Annotated in this window: 21 protein-coding genes; 13 read left to right on the plus strand and 8 right to left on the minus strand. The window is 44.5% G+C overall.

Annotated elements, in window-relative coordinates; genetic code table 11:
• The first annotated feature begins 267 nt into the window (after positions 1-267).
• Positions 268-1,251 carry an aldo/keto reductase gene (locus JOC54_RS19170; RefSeq protein ID WP_204468372.1) on the plus strand — a complete coding sequence of 328 codons (984 nt, stop codon included), beginning with the start codon at positions 268-270 and terminating at the stop codon, positions 1,249-1,251.
• Between the two features lie 174 nt (positions 1,252-1,425).
• On the opposite strand, the gene JOC54_RS19175 is transcribed toward JOC54_RS19170, so the two are convergent.
• The 4 genes from JOC54_RS19175 to JOC54_RS19190 are packed head-to-tail and all read right to left on the minus strand — an operon-like array spanning position 1,426 to position 4,840.
• Complete coding sequence (locus tag JOC54_RS19175) at positions 1,426-2,079, minus strand: ABC transporter permease (protein WP_035442116.1); 654 nt, start codon at positions 2,077-2,079, stop codon at positions 1,426-1,428.
• Positions 2,076-3,002 (minus strand): osmoprotectant ABC transporter substrate-binding protein, encoded by a 927-nt coding sequence (locus tag JOC54_RS19180; RefSeq protein WP_204468374.1) that lies wholly within the window; start codon positions 3,000-3,002, stop codon positions 2,076-2,078. Before JOC54_RS19180 ends, JOC54_RS19175 begins: the two co-directional genes overlap by 4 nt.
• Positions 3,003-3,016: 14 nt before the next feature.
• The gene (locus tag JOC54_RS19185; protein ID WP_204468376.1) at positions 3,017-3,670 is read right to left on the minus strand and encodes an ABC transporter permease; all 654 of its coding nucleotides are present in this window, start codon (positions 3,668-3,670) and stop codon (positions 3,017-3,019) included.
• A gap of 15 nt (positions 3,671-3,685) precedes the next feature.
• A complete protein-coding gene (locus JOC54_RS19190) occupies positions 3,686-4,840 on the minus strand; it encodes a betaine/proline/choline family ABC transporter ATP-binding protein (protein WP_204468379.1) in 1,155 nt (384 codons plus the stop codon).
• A 251-nt stretch (positions 4,841-5,091) separates the two neighbouring features.
• On the opposite strand from JOC54_RS19190, the gene JOC54_RS19195 reads away from it, so the two are divergent.
• Genes JOC54_RS19195 through JOC54_RS19210 form a run of 4 tightly spaced genes read left to right on the plus strand, consistent with a single transcriptional unit; the run spans position 5,092 to position 7,987 of the window.
• Positions 5,092-5,670, plus strand: coding sequence for a GbsR/MarR family transcriptional regulator (locus JOC54_RS19195; protein WP_204468381.1), 579 nt, complete (start codon positions 5,092-5,094; stop codon positions 5,668-5,670).
• Positions 5,667-6,551, plus strand: coding sequence for a beta-keto acid cleavage family enzyme (locus JOC54_RS19200; protein ID WP_204468384.1), 885 nt, complete (start codon positions 5,667-5,669; stop codon positions 6,549-6,551). Before JOC54_RS19195 ends, JOC54_RS19200 begins: the two co-directional genes overlap by 4 nt.
• A 13-nt stretch (positions 6,552-6,564) precedes the next feature.
• On the plus strand, positions 6,565-7,539 hold the full coding sequence (locus JOC54_RS19205) for a 3-hydroxyacyl-CoA dehydrogenase NAD-binding domain-containing protein (protein ID WP_204468386.1): 975 nt from the start codon (positions 6,565-6,567) through the stop codon (positions 7,537-7,539).
• Entirely contained in the window at positions 7,520-7,987 is a 468-nt protein-coding gene (locus JOC54_RS19210; RefSeq protein WP_204468388.1) for a thioesterase family protein, read from the plus strand. Before JOC54_RS19205 ends, JOC54_RS19210 begins: the two co-directional genes overlap by 20 nt.
• A gap of 65 nt (positions 7,988-8,052) precedes the next feature.
• Here JOC54_RS19210 and JOC54_RS19215 read toward each other — a convergent pair whose 3' ends face one another.
• From JOC54_RS19215 to JOC54_RS19230, 4 genes are all read right to left on the minus strand, one after another.
• Complete coding sequence (locus JOC54_RS19215; protein ID WP_204468390.1) at positions 8,053-8,874, minus strand: carbohydrate ABC transporter permease; 822 nt, start codon at positions 8,872-8,874, stop codon at positions 8,053-8,055.
• Complete coding sequence (locus tag JOC54_RS19220) at positions 8,874-9,737, minus strand: carbohydrate ABC transporter permease (RefSeq protein WP_204468392.1); 864 nt, start codon at positions 9,735-9,737, stop codon at positions 8,874-8,876. Before JOC54_RS19220 ends, JOC54_RS19215 begins: the two co-directional genes overlap by 1 nt.
• Positions 9,738-9,752: 15 nt before the next feature.
• On the minus strand, positions 9,753-10,976 hold the full coding sequence (locus tag JOC54_RS19225; RefSeq protein WP_204468394.1) for an ABC transporter substrate-binding protein: 1,224 nt from the start codon (positions 10,974-10,976) through the stop codon (positions 9,753-9,755).
• 105 nt (positions 10,977-11,081) lie between these two features.
• Complete coding sequence (locus JOC54_RS19230; RefSeq protein WP_204468396.1) at positions 11,082-12,101, minus strand: LacI family DNA-binding transcriptional regulator; 1,020 nt, start codon at positions 12,099-12,101, stop codon at positions 11,082-11,084.
• A gap of 181 nt (positions 12,102-12,282) precedes the next feature.
• Here JOC54_RS19230 and JOC54_RS19235 point away from each other — a divergent pair, with 181 nt between their 5' ends.
• The 8 genes from JOC54_RS19235 (at position 12,283) to JOC54_RS19270 (ending at position 20,278) form a co-directional block, all read left to right on the plus strand.
• Complete coding sequence (locus JOC54_RS19235) at positions 12,283-13,686, plus strand: AMP-binding protein (protein WP_204468398.1); 1,404 nt, start codon at positions 12,283-12,285, stop codon at positions 13,684-13,686.
• Entirely contained in the window at positions 13,679-14,788 is a 1,110-nt protein-coding gene (locus JOC54_RS19240; RefSeq protein ID WP_204468401.1) for an acetyl-CoA C-acyltransferase, read from the plus strand. The genes JOC54_RS19235 and JOC54_RS19240 overlap by 8 nt, the downstream gene beginning before the upstream one ends.
• 146 nt (positions 14,789-14,934) lie before the next feature.
• Positions 14,935-15,774, plus strand: a complete 840-nt coding sequence (locus tag JOC54_RS19245; RefSeq protein ID WP_204468403.1) for a PRD domain-containing protein — start codon at positions 14,935-14,937, stop codon at positions 15,772-15,774.
• Positions 15,775-15,905: 131 nt separating this feature from the next.
• Positions 15,906-17,360 (plus strand): N-acetylglucosamine-specific PTS transporter subunit IIBC, encoded by a 1,455-nt coding sequence (gene nagE / locus JOC54_RS19250; protein WP_204468406.1) that lies wholly within the window; start codon positions 15,906-15,908, stop codon positions 17,358-17,360.
• Positions 17,361-17,525: 165 nt separating this feature from the next.
• Entirely contained in the window at positions 17,526-17,819 is a 294-nt protein-coding gene (locus JOC54_RS19255; protein ID WP_204468408.1) for an antibiotic biosynthesis monooxygenase family protein, read from the plus strand.
• Between the two features lie 1,140 nt (positions 17,820-18,959).
• Positions 18,960-19,259, plus strand: coding sequence for a hypothetical protein (locus JOC54_RS19260; RefSeq protein WP_204468410.1), 300 nt, complete (start codon positions 18,960-18,962; stop codon positions 19,257-19,259).
• Between the two features lie 227 nt (positions 19,260-19,486).
• On the plus strand, positions 19,487-19,825 hold the full coding sequence (locus JOC54_RS19265; protein ID WP_204468412.1) for a hypothetical protein: 339 nt from the start codon (positions 19,487-19,489) through the stop codon (positions 19,823-19,825).
• A 138-nt stretch (positions 19,826-19,963) separates the two neighbouring features.
• On the plus strand, positions 19,964-20,278 hold the full coding sequence (locus JOC54_RS19270) for a hypothetical protein (RefSeq protein WP_204468414.1): 315 nt from the start codon (positions 19,964-19,966) through the stop codon (positions 20,276-20,278).
• The last annotated feature ends 140 nt before the right edge of the window (positions 20,279-20,418 follow it).

Consider the following 20,418-nt stretch of genomic DNA (forward strand, 5'->3'; position numbering starts at 1 on the left):
GAAGACTCTGGAGTGGCGGTTTTCCACGAGGGAGGCTGAGGCCGTGCCCACGGAAAGCGAAGAATTCTCCTGTAGCGGTGTTCTGAGCATCGTTTCGATTAGTCGTCATTTCAAATAGTACTTTTAGTTATGTCTCAGACCCTTTCTCATTTACTTAAACCTTAACATCCATCTAGTCGCACTCTTCTAAATCTAGCCAATTAATCATTAAAAATATATACTCATTTAGAGAGGGTTATTTTTAAATTGAACAGGGAGCTGATAGTTGTGCAATACAGACAGCTTGGTCAAACCGAATTGAAGATTAGTGAATTAAGTTACGGTACATGGGCAATTGGTGGCTCGTGGGGGAAGACGAATGATGAAGAGTCCTTACGAGCACTCGACGTTGCAATCGACCAAGGCGTGAATTTCTTTGATACAGCAGATGTCTACGGTGATGGGCATAGCGAGGAGCTGCTTGCTCAAGCAATAAAAGGCAAGGAAGACCAGATTTATATTGCGAGTAAGTTTTGTAGAGCGGGGGATATTTTTTCAAAAGATACCTACTCGAAAGAACAAGTGAAGACTTATGTTGAGAATAGCCTTAAGCGCTTACAAAGAGAACGACTTGATTTGTATCAAATTCATTGTCCGCCGATTGAAATTCTAAAGGACGGTCAGGTCTTTAAAGTATTAGATGAGTTGCAGGCTGAAGGAAAGATTCGTCATTATGGCGTTAGTGTTGAATCGGTGAAAGAAGGGCTTCTTTGTCTTGAACAGCCTAATGTAGCCGCACTTCAAGTGATCTTTAACCTTCTTAGACAGAAACCTCTTGAAACATTACTGCCAGAAGCGAAGAAAAAAGGCGTCGGTATTATTGCCAGAGTTCCATTAGCAAGTGGACTGCTCACAGGGAAATTTACGAAGGAGCATACATTTGAAGCGGGGGATCATCGTCATTTTAATAAGGATGGAGAAGCCTTTAATGTGGGAGAAACCTTTGGTGGCTTAGAATTTAAAACGGGAGTTGATTTGGTCGAAGAGATCGCATGGATAAGTGAAGGTCGTGAGTCACTTTCAAATGCTGCCTTACGCTGGATTCTTGATCAAGATGAGGTGACAACGGTCATTCCGGGCTTTAAAACAGTCGATCAAGTAAAACGAAATCTTGAAGCATTAAATGTTCCTGCTTTCTCAGAGGCTGAGCTAAATAAGGTAAATGAATTTTATCAGAATAGAGTGCATGAGCATATTCGAGGGTCTTATTGATTTTAAGTTCACTGGATAGCGCTGATGCCAGTGGCGTGTTGAGACAAGCTGGATGAAACCCACCTTGTCACAGAAGAGAAAATCAGCCCATCAAAGCTGCGCGCACACTTCATACTAAAAAAGGGCTGTCCCGTTAAGGTCAAAACGATGACCTAATAGGACAGCCCATTAATTTTAACTTGACGATCGATTGGCCGGATTTAACCGTCTTTCGATTTTGCCTAAAATCAAGTCGGCGGCGATTGCCATTAGCGCGGTTGGAATCGCTCCAGCTAAGATGATCGCTGCCCCGTCGGTTGCGTTCGTACCGCGGATAATAATGGCGCCAAGGCCACCGGCTCCGACAAACGTACCAACAGCGACAACGCCGATACTGATTACGAGGGCAGTGCGAATGCCTGCCATAATAACGCTGATCGCAAGGGGAAACTCGACTTTCGTCAGAAGCTGGTATTTTGTCATTCCTGAAGCAAAGGCTGCTTCAATCACACTCTTGTCAACGCCTCTTATTCCGACATACGTGTTTTGAATAATTGGCAGTAAGGAGTAAAAGAAAACGGTCGTAATGACGGTCGTTGTTCCAAGCCCCATAATGACCATCGTGATTGCCATAAAGCCTAAGACGGGTATGGTCTGGATGATACTTCCTAAGGAGAGGACCCAGCCGCTTATTCGCCCGTACTTGGCAATAAGAATTCCAATTGGAATCGAGAGGATTGCCGCAAATAAGACGCCGTAAGCAGCCATTAGAAAGTGACGGTAAAACTCTTCCCAGATGTACCAGCCGTTCTGCGAAACATACGTAACTAGCTGTTCCCAAATGCTCATCCGTTTTCCTCCTCGTCCTCTAGATTATCAATGAAGTATTGATTTTCTTCTAAGAATTCTTCTGCAATGGTTGCGGGACTAATTAATTCCATGTCCGCTTGGTAATTCATTTCCTGCATGCCTTCTGTTGTAATTACATCTGCCAGTCGTTTCAAAATGTCGGCGATTTCTGGGTGTTCGTCAATCACTTCATTCCGAATAACAGGCGAGGCGTCGTATGGTGGGAAGAAATCATCTTCCAATACGACTAAATCATACGCGGCAATACGGCCGTCGGATGAGTAGGCGAGGACGGCATCCATGTTACCGGAGGCAGCAGCGTCATAGACGAGCCCAACTGACATCGGATAGACATTGCCAAAGGCAAAATGGGTTTCTGTAAATGCTTGATAGCCATCACCGGCACGATTGACCCATGAATTATCAACGCCGAAATTCATATCGGATGCAAATGGTCTTAGATCTTCGACATGGGTAATGCCTTCTTGGTCGGCAAATTCTTTCGTAATTGAAATCGTATAACTGTTTTCAAACCCGTAAGAGTCACCCCATGTTTGGTTAAACTGCTCGGTAAATTCACGCTGGACGATTTCCATTGCTTCTTCTGGGTCAGTGATGTCCGGTCGATCCAATAACCCCGCAATATCTGTACCGGTGTATCGCGTTGCCGTAATGTCTACTTCTTCTTGCATCATCGCTTGATGCTGGACGATCGAAGAGCCTAAGTTCGTAATTAATTCCGTTTCTAAATCGGTGTAGTGCTCGATCATTTGTCCGACGATATGGCCCCATATTTCTGATTCGACCGTATTTATTGTTCCAATGCGAATCGTGCTTTCAGCTGGACCGCTTAATCCGGGAAGGGCACAGCCTGAAAAAACAAACGATGTGGCAAGAATAAGGGAGATGCTTCTTTTTTTCATTGTGTGTACTCCTCTCAAGCCGCTTCTTTTTCTTGATACGCTTTAGGCGTTAATTTCTTTTCTAAAGCGGATAAGCCCCAGCTTGCGAGAAGGGCAAGAATGGTTGCTGGAATGGTTCCTAATATAATCAGTTCAGGTTGGTATAAATTTAAGCCATCAAAGATTAAATCCCCTAAACCACCGCCACCGATAAAGGCTGCAAGCGTCGCCCAACCGATGAGGTAAACCGTAGCAAAGCGAATTCCTGACATAATAACGGGAAGCGCAATGGGCAGTTCGATTTTTAAGATGAGTTCGGTGTTGCTCATCCCCATCCCTTTACCAGCTTCGACAAGCTTGGAATCAACTTCGTTTACTCCTGTATACGTATTTCTGAGAATCGGTAAGACGGAATAAATAAAGAGCGCAACAATGGCGGGTGCTGTGCCGACGCCAAGAAAGGGCATTAGAAACGCTAAGATTGCTAAGCTCGGAACGGTTTGTAAGATCCCGACAAACGAGATGATCCGGTCGGCGATTTTAGGAACTCTCGTTAAGTAAATGCCTGCTGGGACGGCAACGATTACGCCGAGTAGGATTGCTACGGCGGAAATATACATATGCTCGCCTGTCTTCTCTAACAAGTCCCAGCCATAAGAAGACAGCGTATTGGTTATCGCTTCAATCATTTACAATCTGCCTCCTTACTGTTCTATGATCGGTTCATCCGCACGGTCGAGATCGCCCCAAATTGTGTCGTATACCATATCGGCTAGGGACGCACGCGTAACAATCCCAACCAATGTTCGATTTTCGTCAACAACGGGTACGTATTTACTACCGCGGCGCAACATCCGGTGCATCGTATCCCGCAAGAGGCTGTCTTTCTGCACAGAATACAGATCTGTGGCCATCGCTTCGTGAATGTATGTTTTCTTTTTATAATTGGCATCAATCATTTCAATATCAACGAAGCCTTTTAAGCGATTGGCTTGATCGACCACGAGCAGCGAATCAACGCGTGCTTTGCGCATGAGTTGAATCGCGTCTTTGAGTGACGTTTCTTCATTTACGGTGACCGGATTGGCGTTCATAATCTGTTCGACCTTCGACACGTCTGGTCGCGTTTGTAACAGGCGGTCTTTTCCGATGAAATCTTCAACAAACTCGTTCGCTGGATTTCTCAAGATCTCATCTGGAGTGCCGAATTGGACAATCTCACCTTGGTTCATAATGACAATTTTATCGGCTAGTTTAATCGCTTCGTCCATATCATGGGTGACGAAAACGATCGTTTTGTCCATTTCTTTTTGTAGTTTTTTAAACTCTTCTTGCAGCGTATCTCTCGTAATAGGATCGAGTGCCCCGAACGGCTCGTCCATTAAGATTAACGGTGGATCTACGGCGAGGGCACGAAGAACGCCAATTCGCTGTTGCTGGCCACCACTTAATTCATGTGGGTAGCGCTCAAGGAAACTCTCTGGTAAATCAACAATCTTGATTAGCTCTTTCGCTCGCGCTTGTCGGCGTCCTTTGTTCCATTTTAAGAGGGAACCAACAAGTGAGATGTTTTCTCCAACAATCATATGGGGAATGAGGCCAATCTGTTGGATAACATAGCCAATGGAGCGGCGGAGCTGGACCGGGTCTTGGTCAAGCACATTCTTTCCATTGACAAAAATCGCTCCACTCGTTGGCTCTTGGAGGCGATTAATCATTTTCATTGTTGTTGTTTTTCCACAACCACTTGGTCCGATAAAAACAACGAATTCACCTTTTTCGACTTTTAAATTCATCTGATTCACAGCGGGCTTTCCGTTCTCACTGTACGTTTTTACGACATCTTTAAATTCTAGCAAGTTTCATACCTCCAGTGTCCTGCTTGCGTTTTAAGCACTAGTAAAGTATAGGCAAACCCGGTGCTAAAATGAAAACCGCAAATTTGGTATGATTAACGTAAACTTTGTGCAATTTAAATTGCACAAAGTTTACAGTTCCTTTATACTTACAATTCCTCTTGATTACTCGAGCATGCTAGTAGAAATGATTTTTTAATGATTTTTAAATCTGTGGTAAAGTTACAACTGATTTGATTGAAGGAGGTTTGGCTGTGTCTAAATCGAAGGATGAACAACTAGTAAAAGAGTTACAAGCGTGCGAGGATCTCATTTCGGATCGCGTGGCGAACAATATGGAAACGTTTGGGGTTTCCTCAACAGTCGGACGATTGCTTGGGATCATTTATATGAACCGGGAAGCGATGACGCTCGATGACTTAGCAGATAAAACAGGGATGAGCAAAACCCGCATGAGTCAAGTAATGCGCCAAATGATTTCCTTAAACATAGCTGAGAAAGAGTTTGTGAAAGGAAGTCGGAAGGAACATTACAATGTAGAAAGTGATTATGTGCAGACGTTTATCTCGCTTTTCACAACAAGCTGGAAAGAAGTCATTACGAAGAATATGGCATTTGAGCGGAAGCTCCGCGATAAACTGCAAGACATTGAAGCCGAAATGGGTAGCAATCCTTCAGCAGACCTCCTTGAAAAATATCAAATGATGGCAAAAGAGCTCGATGACTGGACAGCGTATTACACATGGATCGATCGATTGGTCGATGTCTTTGAAACAGGCGAGATTTTTCAATTAGCGCCATTACAACCTGATGAAGGAGGAAACAAAGAATGACGAATAAACGAATTATTACCGCAGCGCTAACAGGTGCAGGCGACACGACCTCTAAGAGTTCACATGTACCGATTACTCCAAAAGAGATTGCTCACTCCGCGATTGAATCAGCAAAAGCAGGAGCGGCAATTGCTCACATTCATGTCCGTGACCCACAAACAGGGAAATTAAGTCATGATCTTGCGCTTTTCCGTGAAACGGTTGAACGAATTCGCGAATCGGCTACCGACGTGATTATTAATATAACCGCTGGTGGCGGTGGTGATTTTGTGCCGAATCTTGAAAACCCGACGAGCGGAGGGCCTGGTACAGATATACAAACGCCGGAAGAGCGACATGAGCCTGTCGGGGCGCTTCTGCCTGAAATCTGCACGCTCGATTGCGGCAGCTTGAATTTCGGTGACCAAGTGTATCTTGGGCCTGAATCGTGGTTACGTGATCACGCCCAGCTTATTAAAGAAAGTGGCGTTAAACCGGAATTAGAGGTATTTGACACTGGTCATATTCGACTCGCCAATCAGCTCATTGCAGATGGACTGATTGATGGAAATCCAATGTATCAATTTTGCTTAGGTATTCCTTGGGGCGCTGATGCGGATCAAGAAACAATCGCATATATGAAAGGGCGCATCGTTGAAGGTGCGACTTGGTCTGCTTTTGGTATCGGAAGAAAGCAGTTCCCGATCTTAGTAGAAGCGGCCAAATTAGGTGGAAACGTCCGTGTTGGTCTTGAAGACAATCTCTATTTAGATAAAGGTGTCTTTGGTACGAACGAACAGCTCGTCGACAAGGCTATCGATCTTCTAGCAGCCGAGCAATTAGACGCGGCAACACCTGAAGAAGCGCGCGAAATACTAGGATTAAAAAAAGCAGTACGTTAAAGGAGGGGAAAGCATGACGAAACTTACGATGGCCGTAGTTGGCACAGGGGTGATCGGGAATGGTTGGATTGCCCGCTTTTTAGCGAATGGTCATAAAGTCATTGCCTATGATCCAGCACCACAGGCAGAAGAAAAGACAAGAGCCTTGCTTGAAGACATCTGGCCAACCTTGGAAAGATATGGTCTAGCAGGAAATGCCTCGATAGAGCAGTTGTCATTTGCGGACGAACTCGCAGATGCCGTGTCTGGAGCAGATTTAATTCAAGAAAGTGTCCCAGAGCGAGAAGAACTCAAGAAACAGGTGCTTTACACGATTGATCAGCATGCACCAGCTGAGGCAATTATTGCTTCAAGCACGTCTGGCTACATGCCGTCTGTCTTGCAAGAAGCATGTGAGAAACACCCAGAACGGGTTGTGATTGCCCATCCGTTTAACCCGGTTTACTTGATTCCACTTGTTGAAATTGCTGGTGGGAAGCAGACAGAAGCACGGTTTATTGAAAAAGCAAACGCAATTTATGATCAGTTAAAGATGAAGCCGCTCGTGATGTCTGGTGAAATCGACGGACATATTGGCGACCGCCTGATGGAAGCACTCTGGCGCGAGGCATTGCACATTGTCAACGATGGGATTGCCACGACGGAGGAAGTTGATAAAGCGATCGTCTATGGTCCTGGTTTGCGCTGGGCGCTAATGGGTCCGTTCCTGACGCTGCATCTTGCCGGTGGGAACGAAGGCATGAAGCATATGCTTGAACAGTTCGGCCCTGCGCTGAAGCTGCCGTGGACAAAGCTCGTTGCTCCGGAACTAACCGATGAGCTAAAGCAAAAAGTGATAGATGGCACAACGCTGCAGTCCGGCGATGTTAGTATTTCTGATATGGAACACCGCCGCGACCGCTTTCTGATCAAGCTGATGCAGCTGCTTGAAGAAGAAGGATTTTGGCCATCAGAAAGGGTGCTAGCCTATGAGCGACCAAACGTATAATTGGCAAGGGTCTGTCCTGCCTGAATGGGTCGATTACAACGGACATATGAATGATGCCGAATACGCGCGTGTGTTTAGCATCGCCCTTGAAGAGCTGATGGCCTATATCGAGTTAGGCGAGGCTGGAAGAGCCCAGCACCAGTACACGATTTTTACACTCGAAAGCCACATTAAGTATTTGAAAGAAGCGCACGAAAAGGAGTCTCTTTCAACAACGGTCCTTGTTTTAGATCGTGATTCCAAACGATTGCATCTATGGGTCGAATTGATGAACCAAGCCGGACAAGTTGTCGCCACAAGTGAGCAACTGATCATGGGCATGAGTCAAGAAACAGGCCGACCTGCGCCATTTCCGGAAGCGGTTGAAGCCAGAGTGGCGCAATTGCCACACGCTGGAACCGAATGGCCGAACGGAGCAAACACGGTGATGGGGATTCGACGGAAGTAAGGATTTATGTGTCAAACAGAAAGAAACAAGCTTCTTATACGGAAGCTTGTTTCTTTTTTTGGAGCTTATTTCAACGCACCCCTTGTTACATTTCCAATAATCCAGCGTTGCGCCAGTAAGTAGACGAGAATCATTGGCAGCATCGCCAGCAAATAGGAAGCGAAGGCGAGGTTGTAGTTTGTACTAAATTCCGATTGGAAAATATACTGGGTTAACGGCAAGGTCGCATCAGCTGAATCGGTTAAAATGACGAGCGGTAAGAGGAAGTCATTCCAAGCGTACAGCGCCGTTAAGATGGCCACGGTTGCGTTCATTGGTGCGAGCAGGGGGAAGATGACTTTCCAAAATACTTTCCAAGAGCTCGCTCCGTCCATCATCGCTGCTTCTTCAAGCTCAACGGGTATCGACTTAATGTAACCGACGTAAATAAACACGTTGAACGACAGCTGAAAGACGATATAAAGAATGATCAATCCAAATAGATTGTCCATATTCCAAATCGCTGTTTGCCGCACAAGAGGCAGCATGATGATTGGGAACGGAACAAACATTGCGCTCACGAAATAGTAAAACAGCGCTTTGTAAAACCGTTTATGCATGTTCCGCGCAATCGCATAGGAAACGAGCGAGTTGCTTAGTACTGTCAGAATGACAACACAGGTTGTGACAAAGACGCTGTTTCCGAGAGCATTAAAGAAATTCGTCAGCTCAATCGCATCAAGGAAGTTTTGGAAGCGCCATTCCGTCGGTAAAGAAAAGAGCGGATTGCCCATCTCCTGCGGCGTTTTTAAGGCAACGTTGATCGTTAAATAAAGCGGAATTAAAATAAGCAACGAACCGAGAATGAGCAGAGCGGTCACAAGCCAATTGGTTTTGTTGTGCTTCATTATTGTTGCACCTCCCGTTTCTGTAAGACGCGTAGCTGAAAGATCGATAAGGCGACAATGACAATGAAGTAAACGACGGCATTCGCTGATTGATAGCCAAATTGCCCACCTTCAAACCCGCCGCGGTAAATGAGCACGGAAATCGATTCCGTCGCATAACCAGGTCCGCCACCAGTCAAGGCAATAATGTGATCAAACACCATCAGGAAGTTTTTCAGCGCCAGCACCATGTTAATCGTAAAGAATGGGGCAATCATCGGGAACGTAATGCTCCAAAAGCGGCGCCAAGGTTTTGCGCCGTCGATGGCAGCGGCTTCGTAAATGTCGCCTGGGATGGTTTGCAGCCCAGCTAAATAAAGAATGGTATTAAAGGCGACCGCTTGCCAAACCGCCATAATAACAATGCCGAGCCATGCATAGTCAGGGCTGCCGAGAATGTTGACGGCAAGGGCATTCAGGCCGAGTATTTCAGCTAGTTGCGGTAAGAAAAGCGTAAAGATGAATTGAAAGATAAAGCCGACAATTAAGATGCTTAAAATATTAGGGAGAAAATAAAGGGCCCGTAACGTTTTCTTAAATTTCACGTTGGCATTTAAGCCAAGGGCAACAACCAAGCTAAAGACGTTTACGAGTAAAGTCGAGACGATCGCGAACTGAAACGTAAAGCCATAGGCACTCCAGGCGCGTCTATCTTGAAACACATTGATGTAGTTCGATATGCCAACAAAATCCCAATCCCCGTAGCCACGCCAGTTGGTGAAGCTGTAAAAAACCCCTTGCAGTAGAGGAAACGTATGGAATAGGAAGAAGAGTAGAACGGCAGGAATCGTCATTAGTAAATACACACGTTGTTTTGTTTTCATTGCGGAATCTCCTTTCTAAAAGCGTAGTTGAATTTGGTCCCATTCGCGGTCCAACCGCTCGAGGAATGCGTCAGCGTTGCCACGGTACATAAATTCTTGAATCAAATTATCGGCGCCAATGCCCGGCGGATAAAAGTGATCAGGAAAGCTCGTAATGTTTCCATCGGCAAAATCTTGTCGAATGCCTTCCATATAAGGATCTTCCGTCAGCAAACCATCAAGCACGGAAAAAGCAGCTTGCTGCTCCATGTACGTCTCCGATTGAGCTTCTTCAAGCATGAAGGAGATAAATGTTTCCGCTTCTTCTGGGTATTCCGTATCTTCCAACGTTGCAAACAGTACGTCAATGCCCGAGACAAGCTCGTTTTCCTCTGGATCATTTGTAACAGGGAGGGCGAATACGCCAAGGTCTAATTCAGGATTGGTTGTCAGCAGCTGCGGAACAGCCCAGTTTCCTTGAAAGTAGAACACACCGTTGCCTTGAGCGAACTCTCGGTTTCCATCGTCATACCCAATGCCGTACATTCGTTGATGGCCGAATTCAAGCAAGGTTTGAATCTTATCGGTCACGCCTGTATGCGTATCAGCAAAACTGATTTCTTTGTTCGTTTTTCGTTCGGCAAACTGGTCTGGTTGAAGCACGCCGGCAATCGAATTCCACATCGGCATTCCCGTCCACGCATCTTGCAGCGTATAGTAAATCGGGATCTCTTCAGCAGCTTGAGCCGTTTCGAGTGCGGCGATAAAGTCATCCCACGTTTCTGGAACATCGAGTCCTAAAGCCGCGAGTTTTTCTTTGTTGTAAATGACCGTATTGGCGTTGGCCGCAAAGGGTACGCCATGAATACCGGATTGCTCTTCGCCTTCAAGCTCCGCTAACATATCCAAGTAAGCCGTTTGAATGCCATCAAGCATCGGGCTTCCTTCATAATTAACGAGCATATTCGCTTGCGTTAGTTCCCCGTAAAGGGCGCTGCCAGCAATCGCAACAATATCGGGCATATCATCTTTAACAAGCCGCGTTCGTAGAAGCGTCTCCGCATCCGGAGGGGAGTTAAGACGAATGCGGATTCCCTCATGCTCTGATTCAAATTCCTCAATAAGTTGTTGATAAGTCGAGATGTTCTCCGTTTTATTGGAGAAGAGCTCCAGCTCAACGACGCCATCGTCAGTGCTTTGACCACAGCCTGATGCGACAAGAAGAAATGTTCCTAACGAGAGTAAAACCGTTTTTTTCATCACAAAAGAACTCCTTTCAAACAGTAAGTAAACGTTTACGTAAAAGCTTTAAAAAGGGGATACGGCGTCCTCTTGCTAGGAGAGGGCACTCGTATCAGCATAATGCTAGCTTGTATGAATGATTGATTTTACCGAAGCACGTTCAATAATGTGATGTTGAATAATCGCACCATCACTGTTTTTTCCAGCTCGAATCGAGTTCAGTAAACGATTGACGGCCGTTTCGCCCATTTCAACAAAGTTCTGTGAAACAGTCGTTAACGCTGGTAGCGTCATCTTGCTTAGCTTCGTCCCGTCGTAGCCGATAATCGATAAATCATCGGGGATTGAGAGCCCGAGTTGATAGGATGTTGTTATGGCTCCAGCCGCAAGCTCATCACTTGCCGCAAACAGGGCAGTTAGCTCTGGATGCTGCTTCAATAAGTGCGCACATGACTCTTGACCGTCTTCAAAGTAAAAGCCATAACGCCATGCTACTTTTGACTCGTCATAAGCAATGCCCGCATCCTTTAAGGCTTGTTTATAGCCACTAATTCTCGGCGAACCGGCAAGTCTGTCGCCAGGTGAACCACTAATCATGCCGATGTGGCGATGCCCTCGCTCGATTAGATAGCGAACCGCATCGTAGGCAGCCCGTTCATCATCAACGCGCACGGCTGGGATGGAATCATCTTCTGAGTAGGCAGAAATCGTAATGACGGGTACGTTCATTTTTGCAATATATGTACTGTGTTCATTCGTTAAGTATTGGCTCGTAAAGAGCAAGCCGTCGACTTGTTTTTCTTGCAAAAGCTTTAAATAGTCTATTGTTTGCTTACCGCTTGCTGCTGTATTGCAGACGATAACACTTTGACCTTGGCTATGTGCTGCTTTCTCAATACCTTGTAAAATCTCAGCGCTTACAAGTCCTGAAATTTCTGGCATCAGCACACCAAGTGTATTGCTCTGTTTGTTAATCAGCCCCCGGGCAATCGCGTTTGGAGAGTAGCCCATTTCTTGAATGGTACGGAGCACAAGCTCTTTTGTCTTCGCCGAATAGCCAACCCCATTATTAAGTATCCGGGAAACTGTGGCAATTGAGACGTTTGCCTCTTTTGCGACATCTTTGATTGTAGGTTTTTGCAATCGCGTCTCCCCTTTAAGTAAACGTTTTCGTAAATTGATTATGATGGGCGCTTTTGGAATTGTCAAGATTAATTTATTTCTGAAAAACGGTACACTTCTATTCAGTTCTCCATCCCCTTCATTCTATGTTATTGTAAACCTAATACAAGAAAATGGTTTACGTTTGAAGGGGGAGTCTTTCATGTTTATTGGGGAACAGATTCGGCACCATGCAAATCATTCTGCTGACAAAACGGCTATTATCTATCAGGATAAACCGATTACATACAAGCAATTAATGGATAAGCTAGCAGCGTACCGATTGCTGCTGGCGAGTGAGGCAGTGCGGGAAAACTGGACCGACCCACTTGTTGTGGCAATTGATCTAAAGCGACAGGACGAGCAGCTTTACTGGTTTTTGGCGGTGACAAGTCTTGGCTGGAACGGGATGCTCTGTCATTCTTCTTGGGATTCGTCTGAGCGGGATGCGATGGCAGAGCGTGCGCAAGCAGTGGTTTTCCTCACTGATCGCTCAGAAAAGGAAAAGTCGGCGCTACCTGTCTGGAACGTGTTCACTCTTTCACCGCTTAAGCAAGATATTCGCCTGCCTCAAGCAGCTGGAAGCGCGCTGTTCTATACCGGCTTTACATCGGGCAGCACGGGCGTGCCAAAAGCATTTACGCGGACACATCAATCATGGACAGAAAGCTTTGCTGATGTAGTGGACGTTTTTAAGCTGAAATCATCCGACTGTGTTAGCGTGCCTGGCCAGCTCGTTCATTCGTTGTTTTTGTTTGCAGCGGTTCATACGCTTCATCTCGGGGCAACGGTCTGTTTAGAGCAACAGTTTGAGGCCAAGCAAACGAGCAAGTCACTTTCAAGACATGGAATAAATGTTCTGTATGGGGTACCGACCATGGTGTATGCGCTTGCGCAAGAGGGCAATGCTTCGAGCAAACTTGATAAAATCATCGTCTCAGGCGCCAAGTGGCAACAGGAAAACCGTGCTCAGGTTAAGCGCGTGTTTGCAGAGGCGCAGCTGTTTGAATTTTATGGTGCGTCTGAATTAAGCTTTGTGTCGTACATCAACCACTCCTTAGTTGACGAGCAACAGGCGGGTGTGGGCAAGCTCTTCCCAAGCGTGCGGGTGCATGTGGAGGAAGACGGGGAACTGTTTGTGCGCAGTCCGTTTTTGTTTGCTGGCTATGTGGGCGAGGAGCCGATTGGACCTAGCTTCTCAGTCGGTGATTTAGGCAGAATTGACGACGCAAATTCGCTTCATGTAACGGGGAGAAAAGGCAATATGCTCATCATTGGTGGTCACAATGTGTACCCTGAAGAAACGGAAGAGGTGGTCAAAGAGCTTGCTTTTGTTGAAGAAGCGGTTGCCGTTGGAGTGCCAGACACGTATTGGGGCAGTCGGATGGCGCTTTATGTGCAAGCAAGTGAGGTTCCAGCAAATGCGATCTCACTCATTCGGTCGAAGGTGAAAGAGGCACTTCCACCACTAAAACGGCCGCGCAAAGTCTATCTAGTCGAACAACTGCCTCTTCTTCCTAGTGGAAAGGTCGATCGGCAAGGATTGGTAGGTACAGCAAATGAATGAGGTCTACATTGTTAAAGCCAAACGGTCCGTCATTGGAAAAATAGGCGGTATTCTTTCAACGGTGCCGCCCGAGAAAGTAGCCGCCACCGTGTTAGCTGAAGTAGCCGAAGACCTGCCAGCGATTGATGGGGTGATCCTAGGCAATGCTGTGGGAGAAGGAGGCAATCTTGCGAGGCACTCATTGCTTGAAGCAGGCTTAGATCAGCGCATTTCTGGGTTAACGGTAGACAGTCAGTGCGCCTCTGGCTTAGACGCGATTCTAACGGCAGCTCGCTTTATACAAGCTGGAGCGGGCGATTGCTATCTCGCTGGAGGGGTAGAAAGTACGAGCTTGGAACCAACCCGATTTCGAGCAGGCGAACAGCTGGCGCTCAAGCGTGCCGCATTTGCCCCTGCGCAGATCGGCGACCCTGACATGGCTCAATCAGCCGAGCAGGTGGCAAGCCGTTTTGCCATTTCCAAAGTAAGGCAGGACCAGTACGCGTACGAATGCTATCGTCGATCCTATCAAGCTCATCTTCATGGGCAGTTTGAAGAGGAGAAAATACGTGCTCATCAGGGGATAAAAGATGAAGGCATTCGCCAAATGACAGAGCGATTGCTCGAGCGGGTCCCGCCAATAACCGGAACAAATGGCACCATTACGGCGGCGAACTCCTGTGAAAAATCCGATGGTGCAGCAGTGATCGTACTGATGTCAAAAAAAGCATGTATAGCGGCCGGAATAACACCGTGGCTAACGTTTGTAGATGGAGTGCGCGCAGGCTTTGATCCCAATTACGCTAGCTTAAGCCCGTTGCATGCCGTGGAAACGTTGCTTAAACGCCAGTCCTTATCAATTACTGCGATTGATCGAATCGAGTTTAATGAAGCGTATGCAGTTCAACTGATTGCGTGCGCAGAGCAGTTGCAGCTTGACTTAGCGCGAGTGAATGTGTCCGGCGGCGCACTGGCCCTAGGACATCCTTACGGGGCCTCAGGTGCGATTAACGTCTGTCGCTTATTCTACGAAATGCAGCGATCGGACGCTCGTTATGGCATGGCGGTCATTGGTGCTGCTGGCGGGGTAGGCTGTGCCGCTTTGTTCAAGAAAGTTATTTGAGGGGATAATATAGTGCTGCTTTCACTATTATTCTTCAAAATAAGCATTTACGCAGTCGTAAACGTATACTATAATGACTGAATTAGAGAGTGTTACTAACTCGATTAGGCATAAGCTCTAGCGTTAAGATGTTCAGGAGGTACAAAATGAACCTCATTAAGTCGTTTAATAACAATATTGCGTTGGTTGAAGATGCTTCCGGTACAGAGTGGATTGTGCTAGGCAACGGTGTTGGCTTTGGTAAAGAAAAAGGCTCAATTGTTCATGACGCTGACATAAAGAAGAAGTTTGTTGCTGCATCTCACTCCAATTCCCGACAGCCTTTTTTGGCAATGATTGAAAACATGCCAGTTGCCATTTTTGAGACAACGGAACAGATGATTCGAACGGCTGAAGCGGTCATTGGTGTGCAGCTAAACCAGCAGTTGTTTTTAGCCTTAGCCGATCATATACATCATGCCGTGAAGCGGGCTAACGAAGAATTGGATTACCCCCACACGAACCGATGGGAATTACAAAAGCTTTATCCGAAAGAACACCAAGCGGCGGTCGAAGCGATTCGCGTCGTGTATGACACACTAGACGTAATCTTGCCAAAAAGTGAAGAAACGTTTTTAACGTATCATTTCGTTAATGCACAAGGGCGTCAAGCTCAGCTTTCAGAGACAATGAAAATGACCGAGGCAATTAACCGAATCATCTCGGTGATTGAATACCACTATGACATGGAATTAAATGAACAGTCGATTAATTATTTACGGTTGCTTACCCACTTACGCTACTTTTTATTGCGGCAGCTTCATGGGGAAAAGTTAGACCAAAATGAGATGGACGACGATTTAATTGAGATGATCCAAGGCAAGTATGCGAAAGCATTTGACTGTGCCGATAAGATTGCGCGTGTTCTCCACAAGCACTACAGCTGGGAGATTACGCAGAATGAAAAGGTTTATTTAACGCTGCATATTTGGCGCTTAATTACATAACGCATTTGGCGTGTTACTGGTAAAACAGGCATAACCCAAATAACATCTAGATTTCACCTATGGGTGGTCTAGCTGTTGTTTGGGTTTTTTTCGTCTTTTTTATATAAATGAAGCTTAAGGAGTGAATGAAAATGATGAATTACTTACAGCGACTGGGACGGTCGTTAATGCTACCAGTTGCCGTCCTTCCAGCGGCAGCTGTGTTGCTCGGTGTCGGTGCATGGATGACGAATTTCCCATGGGGTGAGGATAGTGTAATAGCGGCATTTATGACGGCCTCTGGGGAATCAATCATTAAGAACATGGGTGTGTTGTTTGCGCTAGGTGTTGCCCTTGGTTTATCAAAAGATAAGGACGGAGCAGCGGCACTAAGTGGCCTGGTTGCCTTCCTCGTTATAACCTCTGTATTATCAGTTGAATCGGTTGCGGACCTGACTCAGATCGCGACTGGAGAGGTTAACCCGGCGTACGACGTTATTGAGAATCAATTTATCGGAATTTTATCAGGTGTAATCGCCTCAATCATGTACAACCGCTTTAGTCATGTGCAGCTGCCAACGGCGCTTGCTTTCTTTAGTGGAAAACGACTTGTGCCGATTGTGACGGCAGCGGTTATGATGGTGCTGTCAGCGGTGTTCTTTTTCATCTGGCCGTTTGTTTACAATGGTCTTGTCACGTTTGGAACATGGATTAGCCAGCTTGATTTTATCGGCGCAGGGCTTTATGGTTTCTTTAACCGATTGCTTATTCCAACAGGTCTTCATCATGCATTAAACTCCGTGTTTTGGTTTGATGTAGCAGGAATTGATGATATTCGTAAATTCTGGGCAGGGGAAGGCGAGCTCGGCATTACCGGTCGTTACCAGGCAGGCTTTTTCCCGATCATGATGTTTGGCGTTCCAGCTGCTGCGCTGGCGATGTACCACACGGCTCATGCGAGCAAGAAGAAACAAATCGGTTCCCTCATGTTAGCGGCAGGGTTTGCCGCGTTTTTAACAGGGGTAACGGAGCCAATTGAGTTTGCGTTTATGTTTGTCGCACCTCTACTGTTTGTTGTTCATGCCGTATTGACTGGACTATCACTAGCGATTGCGGCATTCTTCCAATGGACAGCAGGATTTTCCTTTAGCGCCGGGTTACTAGACTTTGTCTTAGGCTTTCCGCTCGATATGGCCAATCAGCCATATATGTTACTGATCCAAGGGGTCATTTTTGGTGGACTTTACTATGTGCTGTTCCGCTTTTTAATTGTAAAATTTAACTTAATGACGCCAGGTCGCGAGCCTGAGGGTGAGGGCTTAGATATTTCTGAAGAAACAACGGAAACAGCTGGCTCAAGTCAAATGGCGGTTATGGCGAGCACGATTTATCAAGCGTTAGGTGGCGACGATAACGTCGTTTCGATTGATAATTGTGTCACGCGTTTGCGACTGGAAGTAAGAGATATGACAAAGGTCGATCAAGCAAAAATCAAAAGCACGGGCGTACCAGGTATTAATGTTGTGTCCAATTACAATATTCAAGTTGTTGTCGGCACGCAGGTGCAGTTTGTAGCGGATGAAATGGAGAAACTGCGTAAGAAATAAGGGAAAAGCTGTTGCTTCGGCAACAGCTTTTCTAGCATTATTTTTGGTTACATATTAGTAAACAAAGATGCTGTTCTATGCGAATGTTGCATCCTCAGTCTATTTAATTTGCGAAATTATTAATTTTTTGCAGTATACTTGAAAGATAGAATGGAGTGAGAATGAATGATATTAGAAGCAGCACTATTACAAGTTAAGTCCAGTATGGAGAATGAATTTGAAAAGGCGTTTGAAGAGGCATCGACGATTATCACAGCGATGAATGGCTACAAATCGCACGAACTGCAACGATGCCTCGAGGTGAAAGGGAAATATCTCTTACTCGTTCGGTGGGATACGCTCGAAGACCATACAATTGGCTTCAGGCAATCAAGCGAGTATCAAAGGTGGAAAAAGCTGTTGCATCATTTCTATGAGCCATTCCCGACAGTTGAACATTTTGAATTATTTCATGACTAGGTAAACGATAAAAGTTGTTGCTTCAGTAACAGCATGTTCCTTTAAAATGCTCGCTCAGCATAAAGAAGCGGCGATGATGGCTTTGTGAAAGACTTATTGGTAGCGATTGTTTACAGAGTTGTTCATACGAGGTGTCTTCAGTCCTAATCAGAGAATCGAGCTTATTTAAAAATGACAGATAGATTAGGAGAAAAGACCTTTATTTCTATTCAGTATTTTTGGGGAAAGGAGGAATGTACTGTTTTAATGTCGTCCTAGGTTCGTTAAAATTGATGTGGAAAAGGTAAAAGTTTCTAAAATGACTTTGATAACAAGTTAACTGTCTGTATTGTGGTTTTGTCTAATTAAAAATTGGGAAAATAGATAATTGGAATTATAGAAATTGAAAAAATGGAGGTCATGGGTAAGTGAGCATCGCAATAAAGTAAAACCGAACAATTCTACTTGTACAGTTGAAGAAACAAATTTATAGCAAGTTTAAAAGGAGTACTAAACTTAAATGTGCTTCTTCAGATATAAGAGATTCAAAGCCTATTAGTAAGCTCGCTGTTACTACTAAGAGTGTCGCGAATCGGTTTAGTTAAAATTAAGACCATGGAGCGAATCAAATGATTGTTTATGCTGGACTTATGTTTTTAGTATCAATTTGCCTTGCTTTTCAATACGTAACAGCATTTGTTTTTCTTGGGCTTGGAAGAAACAATCCATATGCACGGTTTGTAGAGAAATACTACGAGCATAATCCGAAAGACTTGTATGACAAGTTTATGAATTTTTTACATAATGAATTACGGGGTTGCGCATCGTGCTTATAAAAAGGTAATGACTAAACATGGTGGTATAAAAGGGAAATTACGCTATCTGGGTTTAATTTTTATTGCGACAGTTGTTTTAATCATTATTGGTAATATCCTTCATGCAATTGAAATAGGGCTTACAAGTTAGAGGTGTAGATGAAGGCTAGTTTCATAGAATCTAAAGATCTATACGTCTTTCGGTGGTTTTACGGACTGGTTTAGCTTGTAAATAGTAAGCTCAAAAGCTGAATGATATAAAATACGATTCGTACTTTTAAAGTTGTTTCTAAGTAATGAAAAAATAAGTAAGAGTACATACAAAGATAAAATCAAAGAGGCAAAAATGGAGACGATTGGTCTATCTATAACATTTCAATTTATAACAGGTATGTTGTTTTTTTTATTTGGGATTTCTTCACCTATAGGTAGTTACTTATCTAACTACTACGTAAAAAAGCCTAAAGATTTTTTTGACTGGTTCACAAATATTTTTTATCTAGCTGCCCATAGTTTTGCCCACATTTCGTTTCTTAAGCTAATTGAGAAACACGGTGGATTTAAGGGAAGGCTCATTTATTTTGGTCAATGGATTATCATATTAATTCTTGTTGTTATTGCGGTCAACGTCCCCTATATGTTATAAAAGCGTCCACTTATATGATAAGGAGACTGATTTATACGTTGTACAACGGAAGAGTGAATGTTGCTTTTGACAATGAATCGCTATGAAATGATGTCCTAGTCAGTAGGAGAGAAAGTAGTTTGGAAGAAGCCAGAGGAGAGCTGGGTAACAATAGTTAAAGTTGCACACGTCAGCTTACGTTTAAAAGCCTTTATGAGAAAGCTTTAAAAATGAGGTGGCAATTTGTCATGATTGTTTATATGGGTACTCTTTATTTAGTAGGTTTGTGTTTGGCGTTCCAATACGTAACAGCATTTGTTTTTCTTGTGTTTGGCAGAAGGAATCCGTATGCGAGGTTTGTTGAAAAATTTTACGAGCAAAATCCAAAAGACATGTACGATAAATTTATGAATTATTTCTACATAATGAATTATGGAGTTGCTCACCGTTCATATGAAAAAGTAATGACAAAACATGGTGGTATTAAAGGAAAATTGCGCTATGCGGGGTTAGTGTTTATCACTACAGTTGTTTTAGCTATTGTCGCAAATATCATTAATGCAATTGAAATTAGGCTTACAAGGTAAGCAGAAGGCGAAAAAGCTTTTAAAAATAAGGTAGCATTTGAACATTTGAATGAAAGAAGATTAATAGATGAAACCAGTTATGCGTTGCACGACGGTTGGTTTAGATGAGAAAACAATTGAGATGGAGCTGTTAAAACGTTGATAGATGTTTTTGCTTTTATAATAGGTCTTGCTTTAGCTTTTCAATTGATTACGGCTATGCTGCTTTTCATTCTAGGAAAGAATACGCCTTTTGTCTTCTTAGTTAATAAGTTATATGAAAATGAACCGAGGGGTATATATGATCGGTTCATGAATGGATTTTATTATCTGTTTTTTGGAATTGCAGTTGTTTTATTTCGACGGTCTACTGATATACATGGAGCTCTAAAGGGACGTTTTATTTTTCTTTTAGAATGGATTGGAATAGCTGTAATACTGGTCATTCTTGTCAACATTCCTCATATGTTTTAAAGCAGAGATTACGAGATGAAACCAACTATGTGTTTCAATATCCACTCAACTGATGACGTGATCATTCAAAAGACATCCTTTGAGAAGTGGAACGCTGTTAGTAAAGATTTGCTTGAGCGTGTGCTAAAACACCCTGTGAG

The organism is Shouchella xiaoxiensis (assembly GCF_016907895.1).
Taxonomy (GTDB): Bacteria; Bacillota; Bacilli; order Bacillales; family Bacillaceae_D; genus Shouchella; species Shouchella xiaoxiensis.

Bases quoted from the DNA above. Each gene is read 5' to 3' on its own strand.
- JOC54_RS19260 (WP_204468410.1), top strand. From the start codon at position 18,960: ATGGAGACGATTGGTCTATCTATAACATTTCAATTTATAACAGGTATG.
- JOC54_RS19220 (WP_204468392.1), bottom strand. From the start codon at position 9,737: ATGAAAACAAAACAACGTGTGTATTTACTAATGACGATTCCTGCCGTT.
- JOC54_RS19245 (WP_204468403.1), top strand. From the start codon at position 14,935: ATGAACCTCATTAAGTCGTTTAATAACAATATTGCGTTGGTTGAAGAT.
- nagE (WP_204468406.1), top strand. From the start codon at position 15,906: ATGATGAATTACTTACAGCGACTGGGACGGTCGTTAATGCTACCAGTT.
- JOC54_RS19210 (WP_204468388.1), top strand. From the start codon at position 7,520: ATGAGCGACCAAACGTATAATTGGCAAGGGTCTGTCCTGCCTGAATGG.
- JOC54_RS19255 (WP_204468408.1), top strand. From the start codon at position 17,526: ATGATATTAGAAGCAGCACTATTACAAGTTAAGTCCAGTATGGAGAAT.
- JOC54_RS19175 (WP_035442116.1), bottom strand. From the start codon at position 2,079: ATGAGCATTTGGGAACAGCTAGTTACGTATGTTTCGCAGAACGGCTGG.
- JOC54_RS19215 (WP_204468390.1), bottom strand. From the start codon at position 8,874: ATGAAGCACAACAAAACCAATTGGCTTGTGACCGCTCTGCTCATTCTC.
- JOC54_RS19240 (WP_204468401.1), top strand. From the start codon at position 13,679: ATGAATGAGGTCTACATTGTTAAAGCCAAACGGTCCGTCATTGGAAAA.
- JOC54_RS19225 (WP_204468394.1), bottom strand. From the start codon at position 10,976: ATGAAAAAAACGGTTTTACTCTCGTTAGGAACATTTCTTCTTGTCGCA.
- JOC54_RS19265 (WP_204468412.1), top strand. From the start codon at position 19,487: ATGATTGTTTATATGGGTACTCTTTATTTAGTAGGTTTGTGTTTGGCG.
- JOC54_RS19205 (WP_204468386.1), top strand. From the start codon at position 6,565: ATGACGAAACTTACGATGGCCGTAGTTGGCACAGGGGTGATCGGGAAT.
- JOC54_RS19200 (WP_204468384.1), top strand. From the start codon at position 5,667: ATGACGAATAAACGAATTATTACCGCAGCGCTAACAGGTGCAGGCGAC.
- JOC54_RS19235 (WP_204468398.1), top strand. From the start codon at position 12,283: ATGTTTATTGGGGAACAGATTCGGCACCATGCAAATCATTCTGCTGAC.
- JOC54_RS19185 (WP_204468376.1), bottom strand. From the start codon at position 3,670: ATGATTGAAGCGATAACCAATACGCTGTCTTCTTATGGCTGGGACTTG.
- JOC54_RS19180 (WP_204468374.1), bottom strand. From the start codon at position 3,002: ATGAAAAAAAGAAGCATCTCCCTTATTCTTGCCACATCGTTTGTTTTT.